Here is a 25,013-nt window from a genome sequence, read left to right on the forward strand (position 1 = left end):
TTCAATCTAGGCACAGCGATTCTAGGATGTAATAAGTCGGTGGATAAGTTTATTAGGAAAAGTTTTATAATCGCTTCTTGGCCTTTTCAGTCTTTAAGTGGACAAATCGTGATCGCGCGATCTAGGTAATTATGATGCCGCATGCTTGTCTAAACTCCAAATAACTGTTTGGTAAATTGTATTTATCGCTGTTCTAGACTGCCAAAATTAGTGCGATTCATGGTACACAGTAGGTAGGCATCAAAAGCGGGAGAAGAGCAGGGAGATGGATTTTTCGAAACTAATCAAACCAGAATGGGTGTTTCGCTCTGAGACAGCCGGAAACTGGGACGTTTATCCTTATTCCGTTAAGGCCATGAAGGCAATTGAGGAACACCTCCAGGAAGATAAAAGTCATTCCAAAGAGGGTATTCGTGCGTTGATCGGCAGCGTTTGCAAGCGCCACATACCCGATGGTGAAGAACAAGTCAGTGCTGAACCTACTGAAGACGAGCTTGAACAGTTTACCGACGCAGATATCGAGAAATTTTCTCGTGAATTCCTTGAGCATGGTGTGAAACTGATTAAAGATTCAGAAGAACCTCTTGTTAAACATCCAGATCAAACAAACGCGGATTTTCTCATCGAGGTTTTGGCGGCAGAGAACAGGAAACACAGCGCTCGCCTTGGCGAGACCTTCTCAAGGCTCAAGTCAAGACTTGGAGGAATATTAGGAACTGAAAATCTTGCTTTGCAAAGCGTTACACGAGACCTCCTAAAACAGAATCAGAACTTAGAACGAGCCTATGGATCAGTTTCTCCAATCTCTTCACCGCGAGCGCATGTTATAAAAGCTCCAAGGATCTCAGAAACTCCGGCAGAAAAAACTAATAAACATCTGACGAACATGAACGCCCGTCTCGACAATCTAATCGGATTTGGAGAGCAAGCACTTCAAAAGATGCATGGGCTTGAAGTTGCCGCAGCAGAATTCTTAGGTCAATTCTCTGATGAGGCGAGTAAAAACAGTAAGGCTGCCAAAGCAGCAATTATTGTAGGTGGTCTAGCTGTTATCATTTCACTAGGCCAGATCGCCTACACAGAGTATCGGCGTGTGCCACAAGACACCGCAGCTATGAAAGCTGCGCTAGCCAGTATAAGAGGTGACATTGACGAACTAAAAACCGCACTCAGCGCTGAACTCGCGAACTCTTAAATGGTCCAGGAAGGTGCATCTGAAACAATCGCCAATGCCCTTGACGCACGGGGCAATACGAACACAGCGCTACTACAGAGTATCGAAAAGTTATTGCAGCAACAGCAGGAACTTGACAAGTCCATACTTGAACTGCTTGAAGCAAGGGCTGGCTCGGTTAAAAATCTTCGTAATTAAAGTACGGCAACTTTAGGATTTAACATCCACTACACGTATGACGCTCTATAACCCTGATAAACAGGATAGAATGTCGTCCATATTTTTTGGCCCACGATGAACGATCTCGCACTTTCAGAATTAACGAAAACGTAATCTTTCGCGGTGTTTCATGTACACAACCCGCGTACGCAACGTACACCCTGTACGCGCGGCCCGGCGGCCTTGGCCCCCCGGATCACGCGGATTGGCTCAGGCGGGCCTCCAGAACGTCGAAGGGCACGCCCGGTTCGACCTTGGCCGCGCGGATGACCAGCGAGGTCTTGACGCTGCCCACGTTCTTGGCCGCGGTCAGCTCCTCGGTCAGAAAACGCTGGAACGTCAACAGGTCAGGGGCCACGCATTTGAGGATGAAGTCCACCTCGCCGTTCAGCATGTGGCACTCGCGCACCAGCGGCCACGCGCGGCAGCGGGCCTCGAACGCCGAAAGATCCGCCTCGGCCTGGCTTTGCAGCCCCACCATGGCGAACACCTGCACCTCGAATCCCAGCTCCCGCGCATCCACCGCCGCGTGATACCCGCGGATATAGCCCTGTTCCTCCAGCGTGCGCACACGGCGCAGGCAGGGCGGCGCGCTGATACCGACCCGGCGGGCCAGTTCGACATTGGTCATCCGGCCGTCCGCCTGCAGTTCGGCCAGGATCTTGCGGTCAATTTCGTCCAGACGGGTGAGGGGCATGGGCTCTCCGATTCCATATCGGGGAAAAGTTATACCCTGCCCGCCTGATCCGCAATATTATTTCAACATTCGGACACTTTCTTTCTGAAATCCGGGTGCGTCCTGCCCGGATTACACGCATCCCGGTTAACGCCGTGCTGCGGCACCGTGCGCCGTCAGCCGCCGCCCTGCGGATGCGCGCGCGCGTAGACCTCCATCAGCCGGGCGGTATCGACGCCCGTATAGGCCTGCGTGGTCGACAGCGAGGCATGCCCCAGCAGATCCTGGATCGTGCGCAGATCGCCGCCCGCGTTCAGCAGATGCGTGGCAAAGCTGTGGCGCATCGCGTGCGGCGTGGCCGTCGCCGGCAGCCCGAGCTGCGCGCGCGTCCGCTCCACCACCTTCTGCACCGCCCGCGCCCCGAGCGCCCCGCCCCGCACGCCGAAAAACAGCGGCCCGTCGCGGGTGATGTCGTAGGGGCACAGGTCGGCGTAGCGCGCCACCGCATCGCGCGCCGGGGCAATCACCGGCACCATGCGGTCCTTGTCGCCCTTGCCCCTGATGCGCAGCATGTCGCCCATCGGCAGCACCGCGCCGGTCAGGCCAAGCGCCTCGGAAATACGCAGCCCGCAGCCGTAAAGCAGCGTCACGACCGCCTGATCGCGCGCGCAGATCCACGGGCTGGCGGATTGCATGTCGAGGGTGTCGATCACCTCTTGCGCGGCCTGCGGGGTCAGCGGGCGCGGCAGTTTGGGCTGGAACTTCGGCGCGCGGATCGACAGCACCGCCGTCGGTTCGAATCCCTCACGCTCGGCCAGCCAGCGGTAGAAGCCCTTGACCGCCGACACTTTGCGCGCCAGCGAGCGCGCGCCGACCCCGTGGGCGCGGGTGAAAGCCATCCAGGCCCGCATGTCGGCGGTGCCGACGCGGGCGAGCGCGCCGAGCCCCTGCATCCCGCCGTGATGTTCCGTCATGAAGGCGAGGAAGCCGGCGACATCACGGGTATAGGCCTCCAGCGTGTTCTCGGACGCACCGTGCAGGGCCTTTTGCGCGGCAAGCCAGCCCTGCAGGGCGTCGCGGGCCGCAGCCGAGATCATGCCAGCCAGCGGCGCATGCTGCGCTCGAACACGCCGGCGAAGAAGGCCAGCAGGTCGGTGCCCTGCTGGGGGTTGAATTGATCGGCATCCTCGGAGCCCATGACAAGCAGACCGGGCAGACGGTTCTCGCCGAGATCGAGCAGCAGGCACGCCTCGGAGCGCAGGCGTGCGGCATCGCCACCATGGACCCGCGCGTCGCCGCCGTGGATCTGGCGCAGGGTCACATGGCGCGCCGCCACATCGGGCCGGCCGGTCAGGTAAGACCTGATAAATCCCGGCTCTGCCACCGACAGGACCTCGCCCGCGCCACGCATTGCCGCATCGTCATCCTTCTGCGCGGATTCGAGCACCAGCCGCACGCGATCCACGCGCAGGATATGCGCCACGTCACCGTCCAGATCGCGAAGGAACGTCCCGAAATCCAGCGGGTCCAGCATGCGCAGGATGGCGCGATGCACCTGGTGCGTGCCGGCGAGGTTGTCATGCGCCGCGCCGATGACCGAGCGATGCGTGTCCTCCAGCCGGTCGAGCCGCGCCTCCAGCCTGTCCATCGCGATCCCGCGCAGATCGACGATGTTTTCGCCCATGGCGCGCTCGTTCGCGGCCGTCAGCGCGCGCATGAGATCGGGGTCCTCGAGGATGAGGTCAGGCTGCGCCATGATATGTGCGCGCAGATTGTCGGTGAATTCGGGTGTGCTGCTCATGGGGTTCCCTTTTTAGCGTGGAGTTTATCAGCACTTCCCCGGCAGGCCGCAAGAAAATTTACCGACGCACGGCCGGGTGATGTCTTTCGGCCACGCCGCCGCGGGGGTCGAGAGGGGGCGCGCGCCGGGATCAGCCCTGATGCTGTGCGCCGATCCCCTGGAACATGGAGCGCACGTCCACGGTGCTTTCCACCCCGATCCGGTCATGGTGCTGCGACAGCCACGCCGCCGCCGTGTCACGCCCGATATCGCGCAGCCGGGTTAGGAAGGCCCATTCCACGTTCATCTTGGACGAGACGCCCATCGGCTTCAGCGCGTCCTCGTTCTCGATCAGGTGGATCTTGACGGGGCGATAGTGCCCGGGCGACAGCTTGCCCTGCGCGATCAGGCGGTCGACGAAATCTATGGCGCGCAGTTCCTTCAGAAGGCTGCCATTGAAGGCAATCTCGTTGAGCCTGTTCTCGATATCCTGCGCGGTGCGCGGCGTGCCCTTGCGCTCGATCGGGTTGATCTGAACGACGATGATGTCATCGGTGCCGGTCTTGCCGTAAAGCGGAAACAGCGCCGGGTTGCCCATGTAGCCGCCATCCCAGTAGGGCACGCCGTCGATCTCGACCGCGCGATACAGTTGCGGAAGGCAGGCCGAGGCCATGACCATGTCGGCCGTCAGATTTTCGCGTGGAAAGACCTGCACGCGCCCGGTCTCGACATTGGTGGCCGAGACAAACAGTTCGAACGCCGAGCATTTGCGCACCATCTCGAAATCGATGCTGTCCTCGACCAGGTCGCGTAGCGGGTTAATGTCCATCGGGTTCAACTGGTACGGCGACGCCACACCGGTCAGCGCGTTCATGAAGTGATAAAAGGGGTTGTTTTCCAGTCCCCAGTTGCCGGTGATCCGGTCCATCGGTGTGCGCTGCAGGGGCGTGTGCTGTGCGCTGCGGCTCATCGCGCTCCAGAAATTCGCCAGTGCTTCGCGCGCCCCGTCGGGACCGGCGCGGGTATAGCCATCCGCGAGCGCCACGGCATTCATCGCCCCCGCCGAGGTGCCCGACACGCCCGCGATGCGGGTCCGTCCATCCTCGAGCAGGTAATCGAGCACGCCCCACGTGAAGGCGCCATGCGCGCCCCCGCCCTGCAGGGCGAGGTTGACGGGCTTTGCTGTGCTTGTCATCCGGTCTTGATCCTTGCTGCGTTGCGGCATCCCCGGCGTCATAGCGGAAAACCGGCCAAAGCTGTAGGGGAAATACGCAGCCGGGCTGCTGCGGATATGCCCATGGATCACGCCGGGGCAAAGACGGTCGCGATCGTGCACCGGCCTGCGGGGCGTTACAGGCCACCCCGCAGGCTGGCGCGCGGCGCCGCCGATACCACGGGCGCAGGCCAAAGGCGCGACCAGCGCGGCGTCGGGCGATCCGGCAGGGCAGCGCGCAGTCGTGCCAGCGGCCGGCGGTCCGCCTCTCTCAGCAGGCTGTCATACATCGCCAATGCACCCGGCCGGGTATAGGGTGACCAATGGCAGATCCGCGTCAGGGGCGCGCCGATCTCGAACCCCGCGCGGCGCAGCGCGTCCAGTGTGCCGGGATGGTCCATCTGCAGGTTGAGCACGTTCGGCCCCGATGGCAGCGCCAACCCCAGGCTGCGATTGCCCCGCGCAGGTGGCGGGATCAGGCGCTCCAGCAGGAAGTCGAACAGATCATTCTCGCGGCTGGTGACATTGATTGTCTCGGCCTCCCGCCCCGCAGGCGTATCCAGCGCCGCCGCCGCACGCCCCCCGAACTCTGCTCCGGCCAGCAGGATCAGGCGCCCGACGGCGCCCGCGGGCAGATGCGGCAGCGCCGACAACACCACACGCGCGCCAAGCGAATGCGCGACCGCGTGCACAGGCCGGTCCGGTGCGATCCCTCGGACTAGCGCGATCAATTCCGCCAGTTTTTCTCCGGCGCGCGCGGCCTCGGCGTAGGCCTGCCGCAATGTGCCCCGCGCGGACCAGCCGAACCCGATGCCAAGCCCCTCGTCCGGCGTATCACGCCCAAAGCCGAGGCCACGCGGCCAACTGACCACCTTGAAGCAGTCCCGCATCGGGTCGAGCGACAGGATATGGCGGTGCGGGCATTCGCTGCGATGTCGGGGGGCGTACTTGTACCCGTGCACCATGACGATGACCGGTCCATCACCGGTCAGCACATGGCGCAGACGGTCCGGCAAACCGTCACGTCGGTCATGCAATTCGGGTCCGTTCGGACCGGCATTGACATGGATGAGTGGCATGTCACATCCCCTACTACATCTTGTGTTTGGAAATAGACGGGACTTACGTCAGCGCGGTGACGGTTCCGTTAAACCTGCGTGACGGTGTTGACGGCCCCGGCGCGCGGGGATACCCCGTATTTCGTGGTGATTTGTTGCCGGATTGCGGGCCACGTTAAAGACATCCGCTAAAGAGGTCAGGAGAAAGCCCCCTTTCGCTTGGCCGAACCGGGGCTTTTTTCATGGGCTCTACCGCCCGGAGGACGATCATGACCGACAGTTGGAAAAGCCGCACGCGCCAGGTTCATGGCGGCACGCGGCGCAGTCAGTGGGGCGAGGTCAGCGAGGCGCTGTTCCTGACCCAGGGCTTTGTGTACGACACCGCCGAGGCGGCGCAGGCCCGCTTCGAGAAGGCGGGCGAAAACGAATACATCTATGCCCGCTACGGCAACCCGACGGTGGCCATGTTCGAGGACCGCATCGCGTCGCTGGAAGGCACAGAGGATGCCTTTGCCACGGCCAGCGGAATGGCGGCGGTATCGGGCGCGCTGACGGCGATGCTGCGCGCGGGCGATCATGTGGTCTCGGCGCGCGCGCTGTTCGGGTCGTGCCTCTACGTGCTCGAAGAGGTGCTGACGCGGTTCGGCGTCGAGGTCAGCTTCGTCGACGGAACCGACCTTGACCAGTGGCGTGCCGCGATCCGCCCCGACACCAAGGCCGTGTTCTTCGAGACGATCTCGAACCCCACGCTGGAGGTGGTCGATATCGCCGCCGTGGCCGAGCTTGCGCATGATGCGGGTGCGACGGTGATCGTGGACAACGTCTTTGCCACCCCGGTCTTTTCGCGCGCCACCGACCAGGGCGCCGACGTGGTCGTCTATTCCGCGACCAAGCATATCGACGGTCAGGGCCGCACCCTTGGCGGGGTGATCCTGGGCACCCGCGACTTCATACGCGGCACGGTCGAACCCTACATGAAGCATACCGGCGGGTCGCTGTCGCCGTTCAACGCGTGGGTGATGCTCAAGGGGCTGGAAACCATCGACCTGCGCGTGCGCGCCCAGACGGAAAGCGCAGCCGCGATTGCCGAGGCGCTGCAGGGGCATGCGGCCCTTGCAAGGCTGATCTACCCCGGCAGCCCCACGCATCCGCAGCACGATCTGGTCGTGCGCCAGATGGGACCGGGCGGCACGATCCTTGCCCTGGACATTGCCGGCGGGCAGGACGCGGCGTTCCGGTTTCTCAACGCGCTGGAGATCGTGATCATATCGAACAATCTCGGTGATGCGAAATCCATCGCGACGCATCCCGCGACCACCACGCATCAACGCCTGCCGGCCGACCGGCAGGCCGCCCTCGGGATCACGCCCGGACTGGTGCGGCTCAGCGTCGGGCTTGAAGATGCCGGGGATCTGATCGCGGATCTCACCAATGCGCTCGGCGCGGCGCTCGGACACGATGGGCCCTGATCCCGTGCCGCCCGTACCAGAATTAATTCTAGATTGGGAAATTTCCGGCAACCGACTTATGTATGCAGGGGTAGCGAATTGAAGGGGACACCGAGATGAACCTGCATCCGTCCGAAATGACACCAGACCGAGACGCCGCCGAAGAGGCGCTTGGCGTGCTGCGCAACTGGGCCCGTACCGCCACCCCAGAGGAGGTAGCCGATCTGGACCCGTCCATCGCACGGCTTCTGCCAGGGCGCGAGATGTCGAACTACCCGGCCCTCTCGCGCGACTATCCCGAGGATTTCGCGGTCACGGACGCGTATCGCGCGACGTTGCCAGATCTGCAGAACGGTCCGGCCTCGCTGATCCGCGGGACGCGCCAGCACCTGCAGCATGTCGGCATCTCGAATTTCCGCCTGCCGATTGCCTATCATACCCGCGATAACGGCGACCTGACGCTGGAAACCTCGGTGACCGGAACGGTCAGCCTGGAGGCCGGCAAGAAGGGCATCAACATGTCACGGATCATGCGCAGCTTTTACAAGCATGCGCAAAAGACCTTCAGCCTTGACGTGATGGAGGCCGCGCTTGCCGATTACATCACCGATCTTGAATCCGTCGATGCGCGCCTGCAGATGCGGCTGTCCTATCCCGCCAAGGTGCGCTCGCTGCGCTCGGATCTCGAAGGGTACCAGTATTACGACATAGCCCTCGAACTGGTCCGGCAGGACGGCGTGACCCGCAGGTTCATGCATCTCGATTACGTCTATTCCTCGACCTGCCCCTGCTCGCTGGAGCTCAGCGAACATGCCCGCGCCGCACGCGGACAGCTTGCCACGCCGCATTCGCAGCGTTCGGTCGCCCGGATCTCGGTCGAGCTGGTCGGACAGGACTGTCTGTGGTTCGAGGATCTGATCGAACTGTCACGGCGCGCGGTGCCCACCGAGACGCAGGTGATGGTCAAGCGCGAGGACGAGCAGGCCTTTGCCGAGCTGAACGCCGCAAATCCGATCTTTGTCGAGGATGCGGCGCGGCTGTTCTGCGCGGAATTGCTGGCCGATCCGCGCATCGGGGATTTCCGTGTCGTGGCCAGCCATCAGGAAAGCCTGCACAGCCATGACGCCGTGAGCGTTCTGACCGAAGGCGACACGTTCGCGTCCCAAAGTCTCGACCCGCGGATGTTCCAGACACTGATGCACGGGCGTTGAGCGGGGCAAACAGGCAACGCGGGCAAAATTCAGGCGGAAAGCAGCGCGTCGAAGCAAACGTGATTTGACTTCGGCGCGCTTTGCTGCGATGCAGCATATGACATTTTATGAGTGTGCTCCGGGCATTTGCCGGGGCGGCTATCGCGTCTGAAAAGGATATCGAGGATGCTCACACCTGACCTGCCTCTCAAACTGTCTGCTGCCGGACTTCGGTTTACCGGATACATGATCGAAACCAACATGCGCGTCGCGCGCGTGTTCGGGATCGCGGCTCTCCGGGCCAGCCCCCTGCCCACGTCGCTGAAGTCGGAATTCGCCGGCACAGAGGCGTCGCAGCCCGTGACGAAGGCGCCGCACGCCATCACGCAGCCCAAGGCGGCCGCGCAGCCGAAAGCCAAGACGCCCGGCAAGGATCAGACCACCACGGCCGACGCACCCACACGGGCCAAGGCCGAAGCGGCCAAGCCCGCGCCAAAAACAGCGGCCCAACCTGCCCCGAAACCGGCGCCGGCTGCCAAGACTGCCACAAAGGCCCCTGCCAAATCCGCCGAGCCCAAGGCCGAGGCGCCCGCGAAAAAGGCGTCTGCGAACGCCTCGGCAAAGCCCGACGTCGCGACCGCACCTGCGGCACAGACAAAAGCCGCGTCGCAGACAAAAGCGACGTCGCCATCCGAGGCAAAGCCGGCACAGCCCAAGGCCGCGGCGCCGACATCCAAACCTGCCGCCAAGGCAGACGCAACCGCGTCAACGCCACCCGCAAAAGCACCCGCTGCTGCGGCGAAGCCCGACGCGAAGACAGCCGAGGCCAAGACGGCCGCACCCGCAGCCCCGGCCAAGTCGGATACCGCTGCCGTGACCGCCACAACCAAACCGGCCCAAAGTGCCGCCGCTCAGCAACAAGACGTGCCTGCCCAGCCGGCAGACAGGAAAGACACTGCAAAGGCCACATCGGACACGGCGGCATCGTCCGAAACGGTCAAGCGTACGCGCGCCCCGTCAAACCCGCCCGCGATGCCCAGATCCGACAGCAAGAAATCCACAGAATAAGCCCTGATGGGCCGGGATGCGCCCCGCGCAACCCGGCCTTGCCCGATTGAGGCTGGTCAGATCGGCGCCACAGGCGCATTTATCGCCAAGGGAGGAAACAGTCACAACGAACGTGAGGTTTCCAAATGGCGAATATAATCACAGATAGCAACGCGACGCCGCTGCGTGACGCGTGGGCGCGCTTTACCGCGAACCTCGGGCGACGGATCGAAGAGCGGATGCACGTCCGGTCCCGCCGCGACGAGATCGAGGCGCTAGAGGCGAAAACGGATGCGGAACTGGCCCGCCTGGGTCTGCGCCGCGACCAGATCGCCGGTCACGTGTTCAGGGACCTGTTCTACACCTGACCCGGTCCACCGTCTGGCATATCGGCCTCGTCGGAGATGATCCGACGGGGCCGATCTTTATGCTGCATTGCAGCAACAGATCGGCACGGAGTTGCGACACCCATGGTGTCATTCGGGACCGGCGCGTTAGGTTTCCAGTTGGGAGGGGCACGCTAACCGACAGGAAAGGCGACCCGATGACTGAGCCCGATCTGCAAATTCAACTTCTAACCCCGGCATGGCGCCGCGATCTGGACCTGTTCATGGCCGAACATGCGCCGGGGATGAACGCCTACATGCTGACCCGACACCGGCTTTCCAGCGTGGTCCGGCTTCATGCGATGACCGATCGGCAACTGGCCGGCATGGGATTGACCCGCGCCGATATCCCGGCCTTCGTGTTCGAGGATCTCCTGACCGATTGAGCGGGCGCGTGCGGATGCATCAACACGCTTGACACTCTCGTGACGGCAGACCAACGCTGCACGCCATGTTTGATGTGCGACCCGTCGGATATCTGGTAGGGCTGATGCTCACCGCCATGGGCGCCACCATGGTGCTGCCGCTTGTCGTGGATCTCGCCGAGGGGCGCGGGCACTGGCCCGCTTTCGCGGAAAGCATGATCATCACCTGCCTCATCGGCACCCTTGTGGCGGTGACATGCCGGAATTCGGGCGGTGCGGGGCTGACCATCCAGCAGACATTCCTGGTGACAAGCCTGACCTGGATCGTTCTGCCGCTGTTCGGTACGCTGCCGTTCATGCTGGGGGCGACGCAGCTGGGGTTCATCGATGCGTTTTTCGAGTCGATGTCCGGCGTGACGACCACCGGTACGACCGTCATCGAAGGGCTCGACGCGCTGCCAAAGGGGCTATTGCTGTGGCGCGGCATCCTGCAATGGCTGGGCGGTCTGGGGATCGTCATCGTGGCGCTGGTGTTTCTGCCCGAGATGCGCGTCGGCGGCATGCAGTTTTTCAGGTCCGAGGGGTTCGATACCTTCGGCAAGGCGCTGCCGCGCACCATCGACATCTCGAAAGGCGTGCTCAACGTCTATCTCGGGCTGACCGTGACCTGCACGCTCTCGTATCTTTTGTTGGGCATGGGCGCGTTCGATTCGACCGTGCATGCGCTCACGACGGTTTCCACGGGTGGGTTTTCCAGTTCGGACAAATCGTTCGGCGCGTTTCCCGGCGCCCCGCAATATGCGTGCGTGGTGTTCATGATCCTTGCCTCGCTGCCTTTCGTGCGGATGATGCAAGGGGTGCAGGGCAACATGCGCCCCCTGCTGCATGACACACAGGTGCAGACCTACCTGCGATGGATATTCTACGCGATCGCCCTCGCTGTGGTCTATGATTTCGTTGCCTTTGGCCGGCTTGACGGGCAAAGCGTGCGCGAGCGGGTCTTCAACATGGTGTCGTTCTTCTCGGGCACGGGATACGGCACGGGCGATGTGACCGCGTGGGGGTCGTTTCCGTTCGTCGTGTTGATCGCGGTCGGGGCCATCGGCGGCTGCACCGGATCGACGGGCTGTTCGATCAAGATCTTCCGCTATCAGTTGATGCTGCGCGCCATAGCCCGGCAGACGCGGCGAATATTTCACCCGTCCAGCGTCATGGTGCTGCGTCACGAGGGACGACGCGTCGAGGACGAGGTTCTGCAATCGGTGATGCTGCTCTTCACCTGTTACGTGCTATCGCTCGGATTTTTCTCTGTCGCCCTCGAAATGACCGGCCTTACGCTGATGGAATCGATCACCGGGGCGTGGACGGCGATCTTCAATGTCGGCCCCGCCTTCGGCGAACGGGTCGGCGCGACAGGGGCGCTGACAGAGTTTCCGGACGCGGCCAAGGCGCTCATGATCTTCGCGATGCTTCTGGGGCGGCTCGAGGTTCTTGCCGTCATCGTCCTTCTAGTGCCGTCCTTCTGGCGGGCCTGAGACCGGACGCGGACGATGCCCGCGCGTAACAGACCGGCATCGCGGCCCGTCCAGGCCGGGGGCAGCCCTCGCGGATCAGACCTTTTCCTGCGTGTGCTTGCGCAACTCGGCGCGCGCGACCTGCCGCCGATGCACCGCATCCGGCCCGTCAGCCAGTCGCAGGGTCCGCAAATGCGTCCACATGGCGGCCAGCGGCACGTCCTGCGAAATACCCTGCGCACCGAACATCTGCACTGCCTCGTCGACAACCTTGAGCGCCACGCGCGGGGCCACGACCTTGACCTGGCTGATCCAGGGCGCTGCCGCGCGTGGATCGCCCTGATCCATCATCCACGCCGCCTTGAGGCATAGCAGCCGCGCCTGTTCGATCTCCATGCGGCACCCGGCGATGATGTCATAATTCGCACCCAACTGCGCCAGCGGCTTGCCGAAGGCCTCGCGCGCAAGGCTGCGGGTGCACATCATCTCCAGCGCCGCCTCGGCCTGTCCGATGGCGCGCATGCAATGATGGATGCGCCCCGGTCCAAGCCGGCCTTGCGCGATCTCGAATCCACGCCCCTCGCCCAGAAGCAGGTTGTCCGCAGGCACCCGCACATCCGTGAACCGGATATGCATATGGCCGTGCGGCGCGTCGTCATGGCCGTAGACCTGCATCGGGCGCAGTTTCTCGATACCGGGCGTGTCGGCGGGCACAACGATCATCGAGTGGCGCTGATGTTTGGGCGCATCGTCACCGGCCGTCTTCACCATCGCGATATAGACCGCACAGCGCGGGTCGCCGGCCCCGGTCGCCCACCATTTTTCGCCGTTCAGCACGTATGCGTCGCCATCGTGCGCGCAGGACATGGCGATGTTGGTGGCGTCCGAAGACGCCACGTCCGGCTCGGTCATCAGATACGCCGACCGAATCTCGCCCTCCAGCAGCGGCGCCAGCCAACGCTCTTTCATCGCGGGCGTGCCGTAGCGCTCGAACACCTCCATGTTGCCGGTATCGGGCGCGTTGCAGTTGAACACCTCGGCGGCCATCGGCGTGCGGCCCATTTCCTCGGCCAGGTAGGCATATTCGACCGTGCTGAGGCCGAAGCCCTTGTCGCTGCCGGTCAGCCAGAAATTCCACAGACCCTCGGCCTTGGCGCGTGTCTTCAACCCGTCAAGGATCTCGGCCTGCCGCGCCGTGTATTGCCACCGATCGCCCTTGCCGATCTCGGCGTGATAGGCGGCCTCCATCGGCATGATCTCGTCGCGCACCATGGCCGCGACCCGATCCAGCAGCGCGCGCGTCTCGTCGCGCATCCCCAGGTTCATCTCCATCGCGACCTCCGTTTGTGACACCCCGACCGCACCGGACAGGGTCGGTCCTTTTGGAGTGTACCTGACCATGAGGCCGACATGCGTTCAAGCACCGTCTTTGTTGCGCGTACATCTGACCCAGATCAATGCAACGGCATGCGATGCCACATAGCTTGCGATCACCAAAATCGCACCCGGAGAGATTTATGCTACGCCTCGGCTTCATCCTGCATCTGTTCATCGGCTCGACCCTCGCCGGGTCGGGCGTCGTCGTGGCCCTCGTCTCGGGTCAGGACACGCTGGTGCCGATCCTCGTTGCCGCCGGTCTCGGCTTCGCCGCGGCCCTTCCGGTGACATACCTGATTACGAAGCGGCTGTTTCGCGATCGCTGATCGGACGCGCTACCGATCCAGACAGTGGCGTACCGCCGCCTCGAACTCGCGGGGTTTCTCGGCATGCAGCCAGTGACCCGCGCCGGGGATCTTGGCGAACTGTGCGCGCGGGAAAAGTGCCTTGATCCGCGCGCGATGCTCGGGCTGGACATAGTCCGATTCCGCGCCGGAAAGAAACATCACCTTTCCGTCATAAACCCCTGAAATGTCCGGAAATCCGAGGATCTTGGGCATGTCGCGCGCCAGCGTGTCGAGATTGAGAGACCAGCACTTGCGCTTGATATCCAGCGATTGCAGGAAGAACGGCACCAGATCGGGATTGTCGATCTTGTCCAGCAATTGGTCACCCGCATCCGAGCGTTTGGTCACATGTCCCAGATCCACAGATCGCAGCGCCTCGACATACTGGATCTGGTTGTTGTCATACGGCACCGGCGCAATATCCGCGACCACCAGACGGTTCACCAGATCCGGCCGCGTGAGCGCCAGAACCATCGCCGCCTTGCCGCCCATCGAATGTCCCAGCACGTCATACGGACCGTCGAGGCCTTCGATCACCTCGGCAAGATCGCCCGCGAGATCTGCGTAGGAATGCGTATCATACCAAGGGCTTGCACCGTGGTTTCGCAGGTCGACGGCCACCACGTGGCGGGTGTCCGACAACCGTTTGGCAAGCACACCCCAGTTCCGCGCCGATCCGTACAGGCCGTGCACGATCAGCAGCCCCGGACTGTCGGTCGCCTCACCATGATGGATGCAATTCAACATGGTTCAGGGTATACCGTGAGACGGGGACCAAGACCAGCCCCGTTACCGGGGCAGCTGCGCGCATGAAGAAGGGCTTGCACATGATTGATCCAAATGGCTTTCATAACCGCCTTTTGCAGGTACAAACCGCGTTTTCGGAAAAGTTGCGCGTGCGCGGACGAACCTTCGAGCAGCAGGTACGCCGGGCAGGGCGCCGCCTGCCGCGCCGTCAACGCCGCGCCGCAACCACGATCCTGGGGGCGCAGGATTGGATGGCGCACCCGAAGCTTGCGCGAATACTGGACTTTTCCGAGGTCGACGCGGCATTTTCCGACCTGCATGCCCATCTCGACCGCGTCGATCCCGCGGAAGACCGCAAGACGGCCCTTTTGCGTGTGCTTGCGAGCATCGTTCTCAATCTGTTGGGGTTGGCCGTGTTGATCCACGTTCTGATCCGCTGGCGCGGACTGGGGTAGTGCGGCTGCGTGTGTCGGCGGGGCGACATCGCCACCACCCCCTGTCCGCGCGGCATATATCGTGGGGCATGGCAGGTTCACGCCGGTCATGCGCCGCACGGGTTCGGGTTGACCGATGGTCCACCGCATCGGCGTCACACCGTCCGGACACATGCGGCCCGGACGATTCCACAAGACGTTGTCCTCCCATCACGGATGGTCTGAGCGGTGGTCGCGACCTCGTGCCGGCTTACTCGCGCGATGCCTCGTCCGATCCGTCAAAGACCGCGGTCCACGCGCCTTTGACCCCGGACCAGGCATCGGCCAACCCGTCCTGAAGCTCATCCCACGCCGAATCTGCGCCCTGACCCAGGGCACCGAACGCTTCGCTGAGTTCATTTCTGCGCTCGCGCAAGTCGTCCAACGCGTTGCGGGTCCGTGTCTGGGTGGCCTCCGACATGTCGGCCCAGTTCTCTCTGGCGCGCTGCTCCAGCCGCGCGATCTCCGTGTCGATGTCGTTCAGGCTCTCACGCACCGCCACAAGCGCCTCGTCACGCTGATCCGCCGAATACTCGGAAATCGTCTCGAACGCCTCGTCTATCTCGGATTGAACCTCTTCAACATCCAGGCTGTCCTGAGCCGCTTGGTCTTGATCCTCTTGGGCCAAGGCCGGAATTGCGAGCCCTAGGGCAAGCGCGAGCATGCCGGCGCTGAGGACACGCATGAACGTCGATCCATCGGGTGTCATGCGATCCGCACCGGCCTGCGCCGAGGGGGTCTGATCATGCATGGTTTCTGTGTCAGTCATCGTTAACTCCGTTATCGGGGCCACGGCACGCGGGTTGTGCCTGGTAATATCGACCAGACCTCCGCGGACGGCCCGCGATGGTGATTACAGGCGCATCATTCAACCGCACCTTCTGTAAGCCGACCATGTCTTGGGCACGCCGTGGCTGCATTAACCTCGGGCAAGCGTGATATCGGTCCGGTTTCATTGCAGAATGTCGCATGCAAGATGATCGGGAGTGACTGGCGCCCAAACCCCATGTCGTTTCAAAAGGTCGGCAGCAGTTGTAGGGCCACAGCCCCCGCCGACAGAACCACGGCGTAAACGCCAATCACGCGCAGGCCAAGGCCGATGCCGCCAACAAGCGCGGCGATGCCCGCCTTCACGGCAGTGTTGACGCTGACGGCGATGAATATGGCGTTCACGGCAACGGCACCGGTCAGATCCGTTCCCGTCATGCGTGCCACGGAAATCGTCAGCGCATCGACATCGTTGCTGCCCGACAGCGCAGCAGCGGCATAAACACCGGCATCGCCGAACCAGGTTTCCAGGTAATGCGTCCCCAGCACCACCAGCGCGAGGATCGCGCCAAACGACAGCGCGGTCCCCAGTGCAAGCGGGTTGGACACCGCCCCGATGTCGGACGGCCCTTCCGTGTCGCGCACGCGTATCATGTGCAGCACCAAAGCCCCACCCAGACCGGTGAGGGCCATTGCCACCATCGAGGGGGCGAGCAGACCGAAAAGGGTGGGCTGAAAGATCGTCGCGACAATCAGAACGCGCAGAAAGGTCACCGACCCCGCCGCGATCGTACCGATCGCCGCCGGCGGCCCAAGCGCGCGATCGTCCCGCACGAGGCGCGACAGGGCCAGTGTGGTCGAGGTGGACGAGGCCAGACCGCCAAACAGCCCGGTGATGATGATCCCCAGTTCCGCACCGGCCAGTCGTATCGCGGCATATCCGAAAAATGACAGGCCCGCCACGATGACCACGGCCCACCACAATTCGTAGGGGTTCAGCACCGCGCCCGGCCCGAAACCCGCGTTCGGCACGATCGGCAGGATCACCACGGACATCAGGGCGAGCTGAACGAGGGCCACCAGCTCGAATCGATGGATCTGCGCGATCCAACTATGAAGCGTCCGTTTGAGCGACAAAAGACCGGTCGCAATCACGCCCGTGGCAGCGACCGGACCCATGTCGGCCAGGACCGCCGCCGCGCCAAGCATGAAGGCCAGCAACAGCGCGATTTCCGTCGTCAGCCCGAGGTCACGTTCATCGCGCAGCCGCATCCAGTAACTGACCGCGACAAGACCGGCCACGGCAAGGAATGCCAGCCCCAGCACCACAGGCGACGTGACCGACGTGATCCACCCGGTCATGGCGCCTGTAAGCCCTGTCAGTGCAAAGGTGCGAATGCCCGCGATCCGGCGCCCTTCGGAGGCTTCGCGTTCGTTCCAGCCGCGCTCCAATCCGAAAAGCAACGCAATCGCCAACGCAAGGCCGAGGCGTCTGAAGATCTCAAGCTCATCCATCAGGTCGCGTCATACGCGATAAAGCGATCCGATTCCACGCGCGATCCTTCCACGCTTGGGACGCGGCACGCCGTGGACATGTGGCCGATCTCCCTGCCCTGTTGGCAACCCCCTGCCCGTCTTGGCTGCACGTCTTGTCGAACTGTCAGGGCCAAGCATTCACAGGCGCGTCTCAAACGACCGTCCCTTCAGGATGCGGCCCCTGCCGGGATCCGCCGGGGGCCGAGCATGTCCCCGTAAGAGCGATTGGGCAGATCAGCCAAGGCCAGCGCCTCGACAGTCGCCAACGCCCGCTCGGGATCGGGATCCTCGATGGCAAGCGTGAGGCGGGTCCAGCCATCGACGGCGACATGACAGATCTCTGCGCGGGTATTATCCTTGCGGAAAAGCAGGCGCGACTTGCGGACCGTCATCGGCAGGACGGTGGCGGAAAAGGCGCCAAGCCGGGCCAGCAGATGACCGGGCGAGCGTGCAGCCTCGGTGTCCAGACCCGGCAGGCCCAGTTCCCCTGCCAGCACCCGCAAGGCCGGGCGCGAAAGCGGAAACAGCGGATAGGCGTCATGGACCCAGTATTGAAGCAGGCCGGCATCATGCTCTCGCCGCTTTACCTCAAGACGGTTGCCCGCCCGCAATTTGACCAGCCGCTCGGGGCTGTGCCCCGTCAACAGGTAGATATCGGAGCGCCGTTCGCCGCCGACGAGCGACCAGGATTTTTGTAGAATCCCAGCCGCCTGAGGCATCTCGCGCGGCCAGACGCGGAATTCGTAGCGCCCCGTCGTGGTCTCTTGTGCCGGAGGTCTCGTCGCCGTCGGCGCAGGGTCGGTGTCGGCAAGGATCACGAAACATGTAGCGGCCATCATGGATTTGCCCTTGTGACAAGTCTTGGGACGCAGCGCCCTTGGACATCACGCGCGTCTATCCGGCACGTTGAATATGTCCGGGCTCAGCGCCCCCACGTCGAATGAGCGTGTACAGAACACCGTATAATCGTCACGATATCCGACATTGTGCGCCGCCACATTAACCCGTGTTAAACATACTGGCCCGGCGGCCGATCCATGCGCCGTCGTGGCGCGCTGCCCGTCAGCCAAAGATGCAGAACCGGGTTATCCATCGACGCGCCACAAGGGTCGGCGTCAGGGCTATCGCACGCCTTGGACGATCGCGCACTCGACGGTCACGCGCTGCGGTTTGTCATCCCCATATTGATCGGGATTAATGGCTTTCGTTCGCGCGGGCTCTATTCTGCCAACAGTTACCGCATCTGGCATATTCGGGCAGGTCAAGGGCCGCAGAATAACCATGTTTGTCAAAAAAGTCATGTCATCCCCGGTGATACGCGCAACCGCCGGGACCACGATCCGCGAGGCCGCCGAACAGATGCGCCGGCAGCGGGTGGGCGCGCTGCCCGTGTTCCGGGACTGCGAGGTTGTGGGCATCGTGACCGACCGTGACATCATCATCCGCGCCCTGGCCGCCACAGGCTTCGCGCTTGGCCCCGATACCCGCGTCACTGATATCATGTCCTGCGACGTGATCACCTGTTACGAGGATCAGGATGTCGCCGAGGCCGCGGCGGTGATGGGCGAGCGGCGCGTGCGGCGTCTTCTGGTCATGGATCGTTCCGGCGTCTCCGTCGGCATCCTGTCACTCGGTGATATCGCCGAGCATGTCTCGGAAGAACTGGCCGGGCAGGCCCTTGGCGAGATCAGCGAAGCCCGCGCGCACGATGCGCAGCGGTGATCATGCAACGCCGGGGATGATCTCGTTGCGAAGCACGGCAAGATCCACCCCCGCCAGATCCGCCAGCGCAGCCACGTCATGGATCACGATATCCATGTGATCACCGGTCGTGATGATACCCCGCCGGGACAGGCGTCGCAGCGTCCGGCAGACATGGACCGAGGACAAACCAATGAAATCCCCAAGCTGCTGCTGCCCAAGGGGCACGTGGAACGCGCAATCGAGCGGCGTCGAACAGTTTGACAGCCGCAGACACAACTCGATCAACACATAGGCGATCCGGGTCTCTGCGCTCGACTTGCCCAAACGCAGCATCCGTTCCGATTGCCGCGCCTGCGCCGCGATATCTCTAAGGTTCTCGGCCTCCCAGAGGTCCGGGTGCTCTTGCAGCAGGCGGGCCCAGGCGGACCGGTCGATGGTGATGACCGTCGCATCGCACAGGGCCTCCACCTCGACAAAGCTTGTCTTGCCGTCGGCCCCGGTCGGATCGTAGGTCTCACCGGGAAGGATGAATTCTAGGATCTGCTGCTCGCCGTCCTGCAGGGATTTCGAGACGGCCAGCCAGCCCTTGCAGACGTAAAACCGCGCATGCGATTCGTCGCCTTCGCCTTTGAGGGTTTGTCCCTTGGTCACGCCCCGGCCCTCATACCCGAAGAGGTCTTCAAGGGCAGAGCGTGGCCGATGCGGTTCAAGTGTCTCGTTACTATTTGCCTTCAAAGCATTTTCCGATCATCTCAACGTCGCGGCCATGTTCCGTTTCCGCCCTGTGAAAGGCGGAGTGTCATATGGTGAATATCAACATATCACTTTCCCGGAATCTTTGGTAGCGAGATCCGTCGCAAGCTGAAGATCGAAACAATAGCGGATCGACGTGCAGGATCGTCACACGTAAAGACATTCGATCAACGCCGGAGGGTCTGCGTCACACAGACCCGCATTGCTGCACATGCCGTGTCATACATTTCACGCGGTTTGCGTCCCGGTATCTCGGAGAGGATCACGTGGCCGAAGGCGGCCACGAGCGACGCGACGGGGCTATGAAAGACCCTGTGCGGAGCACACAGGGTCTTTCATGCTTGGGTGCGGATCAGAGGTTCGGGTAGATCGGAAACCGGGCGCACAAGGCCTCGACTTCTTGCTTGACCTTGGTCTCGACCGCCTCGTTGCCATCTTCGCCATTCGCAGCAAGACCATCGACGACCTCGATGATCCAGTCAGCGATTTGACGGAACTCGGCCTCGGCGAAGCCGCGTGTCGTCGCCGCCGGAGATCCCAGCCGTATCCCGCTGGTAACAGTGGGTTTTTCCGGGTCGAACGGCACGCCGTTCTTGTTACAGGTGATATGCGCGCGTTCCAGCGCCTTTTCGGTGGCGTTCCCCTTCACGCCCTTGGGTCGCAGATCGACGAGCAGCACGTGGGTGTCAGTTCCATGCGTGATCGTGTCGAGCCCGCCCTTGATCAACTGATCCGAAAGGGCTTGCGCGTTCCTGATGACCTGTTGGGTATACGCCTTGAATTCCGGTCGCAGGGCCTCGCCAAACGCCACGGCCTTGGCCGCGATCACGTGCATCAGCGGGCCACCCTGGATACCGGGGAAAATCGCCGAATTGAACTTCTTGGCCAGAGCCTCGTCATTGGTCAGGATCATGCCGCCACGCGGCCCGCGCAGGGTCTTGTGCGTCGTGGTCGTTGCCACATGCGCGTGCGGGAACGGCGACGGATATTCGTCCGCCGCCACCAGCCCGGCAAAATGCGCCATATCGACAAGAAGATACGCCCCGACGCTGTCGGCGATTTCGCGCATCCTTGCGAAATCGATCTGGCGCGGAATGGCCGATCCCCCGGCGATGATCATCTTCGGCTGATGCTCGGTCGCCAGCGACTGAACCTGGTCGTAGTCGATCAGGTTGTCTTCGCGCCGCACGCCGTATTGCACCGCGTTGAACCATTTGCCCGACTGGTTGGGCGCGGCGCCGTGGGTCAGGTGCCCCCCGGCATCGAGGCTCATCCCGAGGATGGTGTCGCCGGGTTTCAAAAGAGCCGTGAACACCCCCTGATTGGCCTGCGATCCGGAATTGGGCTGGACATTGGCAAAGCCGCAGTCGAACAACTGACAGGCCCGCTCGATCGCGACGTTTTCCGCGATATCAACAAACTGGCACCCGCCATAATAGCGCCGACCGGGATAACCCTCGGCATATTTGTTGGTCATCACGCTGCCTTGCGCCTGCATGACAGCCGCCGACGTGATGTTCTCGCTGGCAATCAGCTCGATCTCGTTTCGCTGACGGCCGAGTTCCTTGCGGATCGCGCCGGCGATTTCCGGATCGCGTGACGTGAGATCCTCGGTGAAAAAATCCTCGGACCCGATGGCCTGATTTCCGTCGTGAGGCATGAGACAACTCCTGCGTTTTTCGGATTGGGCGGTGCATACAGGAAAATCGTTCGTTGGGAAAGATTGTAAAGCGACGATTGCATCCACGCGACCGGCACGGCTGGTCTCGAGGCGGGAATTGTGCTTCGGTCACGGCGAATGCATCCGAGATTGGCAACAGGACCACCCGAATGACGCGAAAGATCGCCTTTGCCGCGAGCGACATGAGCGTCGCGCAAACCGCCCGCGCCGCCCTTGTGGCCCGCTTCGGCGAGGTGCCCGAGGACGAGGCGGACGTGATCGTGGCGCTCGGAGGCGACGGGTTCATGCTGCATACGATGCACCGCACGCAAACGCTCGACACGCCGGTCTACGGGATGAACCGCGGGACGGTCGGGTTCCTGATGAACGAATACAGCGAGACCGACCTGCCCCAACGGCTGGCCCTCGCGAAGGAAGAAGTCATCAACCCGTTGAAGATGCATGCACAATCTCGCGATGGCTACGTGCACGAGGCGCTTGCCATCAACGAAGTCTCGCTGCTGCGCGCGGGACCGCAGGCCGCCAAGCTTCGGATCAGCATCGACGGACGTCCGCGCCTTGAGGAACTTGTCTGCGACGGCGCCCTGGTCGCCACGCCCGCCGGATCAACCGCCTATAACTACAGCGCGCACGGGCCGATCCTGCCCATCGGCTCGGACGTTCTGGCCATTACGGCGGTCGCCGCGTTCCGGCCCCGGCGATGGCGCGGGGCGCTCGTCCCGAAAGCGGCCACGGTTCGGTTTGACGTGATCGAGCCGGACAAGCGCCCGGTCATGGCCGATGCCGACAGCCGATGGGTCGAAAGCGTTCTGTGGCTCGAAGTCCGGTCCGAGACCAGCATCGCGCACCGCATCCTGTTCGATCCGGGCCACGGTCTTGAAGAACGCTTGTTGCGCGAGCAATTCACCTGACACGACATCAGGCCGCCGTCCTTCAAGCCTGCAACCCGCTGTTCGTGATCAGTAAATGCCGATCCAGCGAAAGGACAGATCGGCGGAATGATCGCGGCCATAGGCAACCGCGGCAAGGCTTGTGACCGTTTCCGGTCGCGGCATCGCGCGCAGCAACGCGCCTGACCGCTCGAAGGCCGAGAACGGCACGCGCACTTCCTGCCACTCGGCCCCGCTGGGGATCGGTGCCTGGTAGTACTGCCACGGCAAGATCGTGCCGCGTGTGCGCAGATGAATGAAGTAGCCCTCGCCATTGCCGCGCAGTACCACGATAACGCCTTGGGCCTCTTTCGGGAAAGGTTGGTCCAGCTCGGCCCGGACCTGGATGAAACCACCGCGATTCTCGGTGCTGACATCGCCTGTCAGTCGCAGGTACCGCGCCCCGTCGGGCCCTTCGATACGGGCCCTGCCCTGTGATACGCCGCCCATCACCTGATCGCTGAAATATGTCCAGTCGGACAAGGGTGGAAGGTCGTAGTCAAGCATGCCATCCCCCTGGGCAAAGGCCGCGCCCGGCACAAGCCAGAGCGCGGCAAGCAGCCGGCGGAACCAGGTTGCAGCCCACATTTATCTTGCCCATCCAACGGTTTGCAACGCGGTTCTGATCTCGTCGAGGATCGCGGGATCGTCGATGGTCGCCGGTGTCGTGACGTCCTCGCCATCCGCCACCTTGACCATGATCGCGCGCAGGATCTTGCCGGAGCGGGTCTTGGGCAGCCGGTCGACCACGACTGCCAGCTTGAACGCCGCAACCGGTCCGATCTGGTCCCGGACAAGGCGCACGCATTCGCTGGTGATCTCTTCGTTCGGGCGATTGACGCCCTTGGTCAGGCACACGAAGCCCACGGGCGCCTGCCCCTTGAGCGCGTCGCTGACCCCGATCACGGCGCATTCGGCCACATCAGGATGCGAGGCCAGCACCTCTTCCATCGCGCCGGTCGACAGGCGGTGGCCGGCGACGTTGATCACGTCGTCCGTGCGCGCCATGATCCACAGGTACCCGTCCTCGTCTTTCATGCCGGCATCACCGGTCTGGTAGTAGCCGGGAAAGGTATCGAGGTAGGATTTGCGGAACCTGTCTTCGGCATTCCAGAGCGTCGGCAGGGTACCGGGCGGCAAGGGCAGCTTGACCGCGATCGCCCCGAGCGTGCCGGCCGGCACCTCTTGTCCGCCATCATCGAGAATTTGCACATCGTAGCCGGGCATCGCAACGGTGGGAGAGCCGACCTTGACCGGCATCGGCTCGATGCCCGCAGGATTGCCCGCAATGGTCCAGCCCGTTTCGGTCTGCCACCAATGGTCGTAGACCGGCACGCCCATCTTCTCGGCGCACCAGTTGATCGTATCCGGGTCGGCGCGCTCGCCCGCGAGGTAAAGCGCGCGCAGGTTCGAGATGTCGTATTTCGCCAGCTCCTTTGCCTCGGGATCCTCGCGCTTGATGGCGCGCATCGCCGTCGGCGCGGTGAAGAAGCTGCGCACGTTGTGTTCCGCGATCACGCGCCAGAAGGTACCCGCGTCGGGCGTGCCGACGGGCTTGCCCTCGAACACCACGGTTGTGTTGCCGTGGATAAGCGGGCCGTAGCAGATATAGCTGTGGCCGACGACCCAGCCCACGTCTGAGGCGGCCCAGAACACGTCGCCGGGATCGACGTCGTAGATGTTCTTCATCGACCAGTTGAGCGCCACCAGATGCCCGGCGGTGTGACGCACTACGCCCTTGGGCGATCCGGTGGTTCCTGACGTATAGAGGATATAGACCGGGTGATTGCCCTCGACCGGGACACATTCGGCGGGCTCCACGCCATACTGGCAGGCATGCCAGTCGACATCGCGGCCCTCGATCAGATGGGCCACCTCGTCCTCGCGCTGAAAGATCACGCAGAAATCCGGCTTGTGGGCGGCCTGCTCGATCGCGCCATCGATCAGCGGCTTGTAATGCACGACGCGCCCCGGCTCGATCCCGCAAGAGGCGGCAATGATTGCCTTGGGCGCACAGTCGTCGATGCGCACCGCCAGCTCATGCGCGGCAAAGCCGCCGAACACCACCGAATGCACGGCACCGATCCGCGCGCAGGCCAGCATCGCCTCGACCGCCTCGGGCACCATCGGCATGTAGATGATCACCCGGTCGCCCTTTTCGACACCCCGCGCGCGCAACGCCCCCGCAAGACGTGCCACGCGCGAGCGCAGTTGCGCGTAGCTGATCCTGTGCTTGGTGCCGGTGACGGGGCTGTCATGGATGATCGCGGCCTGCGCGCCGCGCCCGGCCTCGACATGGCGGTCCACCGCGTTCCAGCACGTATTCACCAGCCCGTCGCTGAACCATTCATAGATCGGCGCCTTTTCGTCGAACAACGCCTTCGACGGCTTTTGCACCCAGTCGATCTTTTCGGCCTGCTCCATCCAGAATGCTTCGGGGTCTGCAAGCGAACGCTCGTAAATATCCTTGTATCCCATGGGATCCTCCTCCGATGTTACACAGAGTGTTACGGCATGGCCCCGCCAGCAGGCAAGCGTCACGGCCGCTGATGCGCGACAGATCGACCGGAATTTTGCAGAAATACCGAATCCCGTGTTGCAAATTTTTGCAAAGGCGCGTTCGCGTGG

At 62.8% G+C, this 25,013-nt stretch carries 25 protein-coding genes and 1 riboswitch; of the genes, 11 read left to right on the forward strand and 14 right to left on the reverse strand.

The genetic code is table 11. From position 1 onward, the window contains the following. Nucleotides 1–265: 265 nt before the first annotated feature. Nucleotides 266–1,195, forward strand: a complete 930-nt coding sequence (locus ACROSR_RS10160; protein ID WP_432684637.1) for a hypothetical protein — start codon at nucleotides 266–268, stop codon at nucleotides 1,193–1,195. 394 nt (nucleotides 1,196–1,589) lie between these two features. Here ACROSR_RS10160 and ACROSR_RS10165 read toward each other — a convergent pair whose 3' ends face one another. From ACROSR_RS10165 to ACROSR_RS10185, 5 genes are all read right to left on the reverse strand, one after another. Further along, nucleotides 1,590–2,090 (reverse strand): Lrp/AsnC family transcriptional regulator, encoded by a 501-nt coding sequence (locus ACROSR_RS10165; RefSeq protein WP_432684639.1) that lies wholly within the window; start codon nucleotides 2,088–2,090, stop codon nucleotides 1,590–1,592. 155 nt (nucleotides 2,091–2,245) lie between these two features. Beyond that, a complete protein-coding gene (locus ACROSR_RS10170; RefSeq protein ID WP_432684641.1) occupies nucleotides 2,246–3,166 on the reverse strand; it encodes a tyrosine recombinase XerC in 921 nt (306 codons plus the stop codon). After that, nucleotides 3,163–3,870, reverse strand: coding sequence for a DUF484 family protein (locus tag ACROSR_RS10175; protein ID WP_432684642.1), 708 nt, complete (start codon nucleotides 3,868–3,870; stop codon nucleotides 3,163–3,165). Before ACROSR_RS10175 ends, ACROSR_RS10170 begins: the two co-directional genes overlap by 4 nt. 130 nt (nucleotides 3,871–4,000) lie before the next feature. Continuing rightward, entirely contained in the window at nucleotides 4,001–5,044 is a 1,044-nt protein-coding gene (locus tag ACROSR_RS10180) for a patatin-like phospholipase family protein (RefSeq protein WP_432684644.1), read from the reverse strand. Nucleotides 5,045–5,199: 155 nt separating this feature from the next. Then, entirely contained in the window at nucleotides 5,200–6,141 is a 942-nt protein-coding gene (locus ACROSR_RS10185; protein ID WP_432684646.1) for a hypothetical protein, read from the reverse strand. Nucleotides 6,142–6,254: 113 nt separating this feature from the next. Then, nucleotides 6,255–6,333: riboswitch (SAM riboswitch) on the forward strand. A gap of 56 nt (nucleotides 6,334–6,389) precedes the next feature. Between ACROSR_RS10185 and metZ the strand changes: the two genes are divergently transcribed. The 6 genes from metZ to ACROSR_RS10215 all read left to right on the forward strand — a co-directional run bounded on the left by metZ (nucleotide 6,390) and on the right by ACROSR_RS10215 (nucleotide 12,091). Beyond that, nucleotides 6,390–7,589: an O-succinylhomoserine sulfhydrylase gene (gene metZ, locus ACROSR_RS10190; protein ID WP_432684648.1), complete on the forward strand. Its 1,200-nt coding sequence runs from the start codon at nucleotides 6,390–6,392 to the stop codon at nucleotides 7,587–7,589. Nucleotides 7,590–7,684: 95 nt separating this feature from the next. Beyond that, on the forward strand, nucleotides 7,685–8,779 hold the full coding sequence (gene folE2 / locus ACROSR_RS10195; RefSeq protein ID WP_432684650.1) for a GTP cyclohydrolase FolE2: 1,095 nt from the start codon (nucleotides 7,685–7,687) through the stop codon (nucleotides 8,777–8,779). A gap of 165 nt (nucleotides 8,780–8,944) precedes the next feature. Next, nucleotides 8,945–9,826, forward strand: coding sequence for a hypothetical protein (locus ACROSR_RS10200; protein ID WP_432684651.1), 882 nt, complete (start codon nucleotides 8,945–8,947; stop codon nucleotides 9,824–9,826). Nucleotides 9,827–9,951: 125 nt separating this feature from the next. Beyond that, a complete protein-coding gene (locus tag ACROSR_RS10205; protein ID WP_432684652.1) occupies nucleotides 9,952–10,173 on the forward strand; it encodes a hypothetical protein in 222 nt (73 codons plus the stop codon). Nucleotides 10,174–10,349: 176 nt separating this feature from the next. Further along, nucleotides 10,350–10,577, forward strand: coding sequence for a DUF1127 domain-containing protein (locus ACROSR_RS10210; RefSeq protein WP_432684653.1), 228 nt, complete (start codon nucleotides 10,350–10,352; stop codon nucleotides 10,575–10,577). A 65-nt stretch (nucleotides 10,578–10,642) separates the two neighbouring features. Beyond that, the gene (locus ACROSR_RS10215) at nucleotides 10,643–12,091 is read left to right on the forward strand and encodes a TrkH family potassium uptake protein (RefSeq protein WP_432684654.1); all 1,449 of its coding nucleotides are present in this window, start codon (nucleotides 10,643–10,645) and stop codon (nucleotides 12,089–12,091) included. Between the two features lie 75 nt (nucleotides 12,092–12,166). Here ACROSR_RS10215 and ACROSR_RS10220 read toward each other — a convergent pair whose 3' ends face one another. Further along, the gene (locus ACROSR_RS10220; RefSeq protein ID WP_432684655.1) at nucleotides 12,167–13,402 is read right to left on the reverse strand and encodes an acyl-CoA dehydrogenase family protein; all 1,236 of its coding nucleotides are present in this window, start codon (nucleotides 13,400–13,402) and stop codon (nucleotides 12,167–12,169) included. Nucleotides 13,403–13,587: 185 nt separating this feature from the next. Here ACROSR_RS10220 and ACROSR_RS10225 point away from each other — a divergent pair, with 185 nt between their 5' ends. Beyond that, nucleotides 13,588–13,773 carry a CTP synthetase gene (locus tag ACROSR_RS10225; RefSeq protein WP_432684657.1) on the forward strand — a complete coding sequence of 62 codons (186 nt, stop codon included), beginning with the start codon at nucleotides 13,588–13,590 and terminating at the stop codon, nucleotides 13,771–13,773. Nucleotides 13,774–13,782: 9 nt separating this feature from the next. On the opposite strand, the gene ACROSR_RS10230 is transcribed toward ACROSR_RS10225, so the two are convergent. Next, on the reverse strand, nucleotides 13,783–14,541 hold the full coding sequence (locus ACROSR_RS10230) for an alpha/beta fold hydrolase (RefSeq protein WP_432684659.1): 759 nt from the start codon (nucleotides 14,539–14,541) through the stop codon (nucleotides 13,783–13,785). Nucleotides 14,542–14,621: 80 nt separating this feature from the next. On the opposite strand from ACROSR_RS10230, the gene ACROSR_RS10235 reads away from it, so the two are divergent. Continuing rightward, a complete protein-coding gene (locus ACROSR_RS10235) occupies nucleotides 14,622–14,996 on the forward strand; it encodes a hypothetical protein (protein ID WP_432684661.1) in 375 nt (124 codons plus the stop codon). 229 nt (nucleotides 14,997–15,225) lie between these two features. On the opposite strand, the gene ACROSR_RS10240 is transcribed toward ACROSR_RS10235, so the two are convergent. The 3 genes from ACROSR_RS10240 to ACROSR_RS10250 form a co-directional block, all read right to left on the reverse strand. After that, nucleotides 15,226–15,783: a sll1863 family stress response protein gene (locus tag ACROSR_RS10240; protein ID WP_432684662.1), complete on the reverse strand. Its 558-nt coding sequence runs from the start codon at nucleotides 15,781–15,783 to the stop codon at nucleotides 15,226–15,228. Nucleotides 15,784–16,028: 245 nt separating this feature from the next. Further along, entirely contained in the window at nucleotides 16,029–17,297 is a 1,269-nt protein-coding gene (locus tag ACROSR_RS10245) for an MgtC/SapB family protein (RefSeq protein ID WP_432684664.1), read from the reverse strand. 188 nt (nucleotides 17,298–17,485) lie between these two features. Beyond that, entirely contained in the window at nucleotides 17,486–18,157 is a 672-nt protein-coding gene (locus tag ACROSR_RS10250; RefSeq protein ID WP_432684666.1) for a hypothetical protein, read from the reverse strand. Between the two features lie 460 nt (nucleotides 18,158–18,617). Here ACROSR_RS10250 and ACROSR_RS10255 point away from each other — a divergent pair, with 460 nt between their 5' ends. Beyond that, nucleotides 18,618–19,040: a CBS domain-containing protein gene (locus tag ACROSR_RS10255; protein WP_432684668.1), complete on the forward strand. Its 423-nt coding sequence runs from the start codon at nucleotides 18,618–18,620 to the stop codon at nucleotides 19,038–19,040. On the opposite strand, the gene ACROSR_RS10260 is transcribed toward ACROSR_RS10255, so the two are convergent. Together ACROSR_RS10260 and glyA are read right to left on the reverse strand one after the other, a co-directional pair. Next, a complete protein-coding gene (locus ACROSR_RS10260; protein WP_432684670.1) occupies nucleotides 19,041–19,673 on the reverse strand; it encodes a Crp/Fnr family transcriptional regulator in 633 nt (210 codons plus the stop codon). Between the two features lie 454 nt (nucleotides 19,674–20,127). Further along, a complete protein-coding gene (gene glyA, locus ACROSR_RS10265) occupies nucleotides 20,128–21,435 on the reverse strand; it encodes a serine hydroxymethyltransferase (protein ID WP_432684672.1) in 1,308 nt (435 codons plus the stop codon). 170 nt (nucleotides 21,436–21,605) lie between these two features. Between glyA and ACROSR_RS10270 the strand changes: the two genes are divergently transcribed. Continuing rightward, complete coding sequence (locus ACROSR_RS10270) at nucleotides 21,606–22,367, forward strand: NAD kinase (protein WP_432684674.1); 762 nt, start codon at nucleotides 21,606–21,608, stop codon at nucleotides 22,365–22,367. 48 nt (nucleotides 22,368–22,415) lie between these two features. Here ACROSR_RS10270 and ACROSR_RS10275 read toward each other — a convergent pair whose 3' ends face one another. Further along, on the reverse strand, nucleotides 22,416–22,973 hold the full coding sequence (locus tag ACROSR_RS10275; protein WP_432684676.1) for a CIA30 family protein: 558 nt from the start codon (nucleotides 22,971–22,973) through the stop codon (nucleotides 22,416–22,418). Then, nucleotides 22,974–24,863, reverse strand: coding sequence for a propionyl-CoA synthetase (locus ACROSR_RS10280; protein WP_432684678.1), 1,890 nt, complete (start codon nucleotides 24,861–24,863; stop codon nucleotides 22,974–22,976). It abuts the gene before it with no gap. Nucleotides 24,864–25,013: the final 150 nt, after the last annotated feature.

This window comes from Roseovarius tibetensis (assembly GCF_050896375.1).
Lineage (GTDB): Bacteria > Pseudomonadota > Alphaproteobacteria > Rhodobacterales > Rhodobacteraceae > Roseovarius > Roseovarius tibetensis.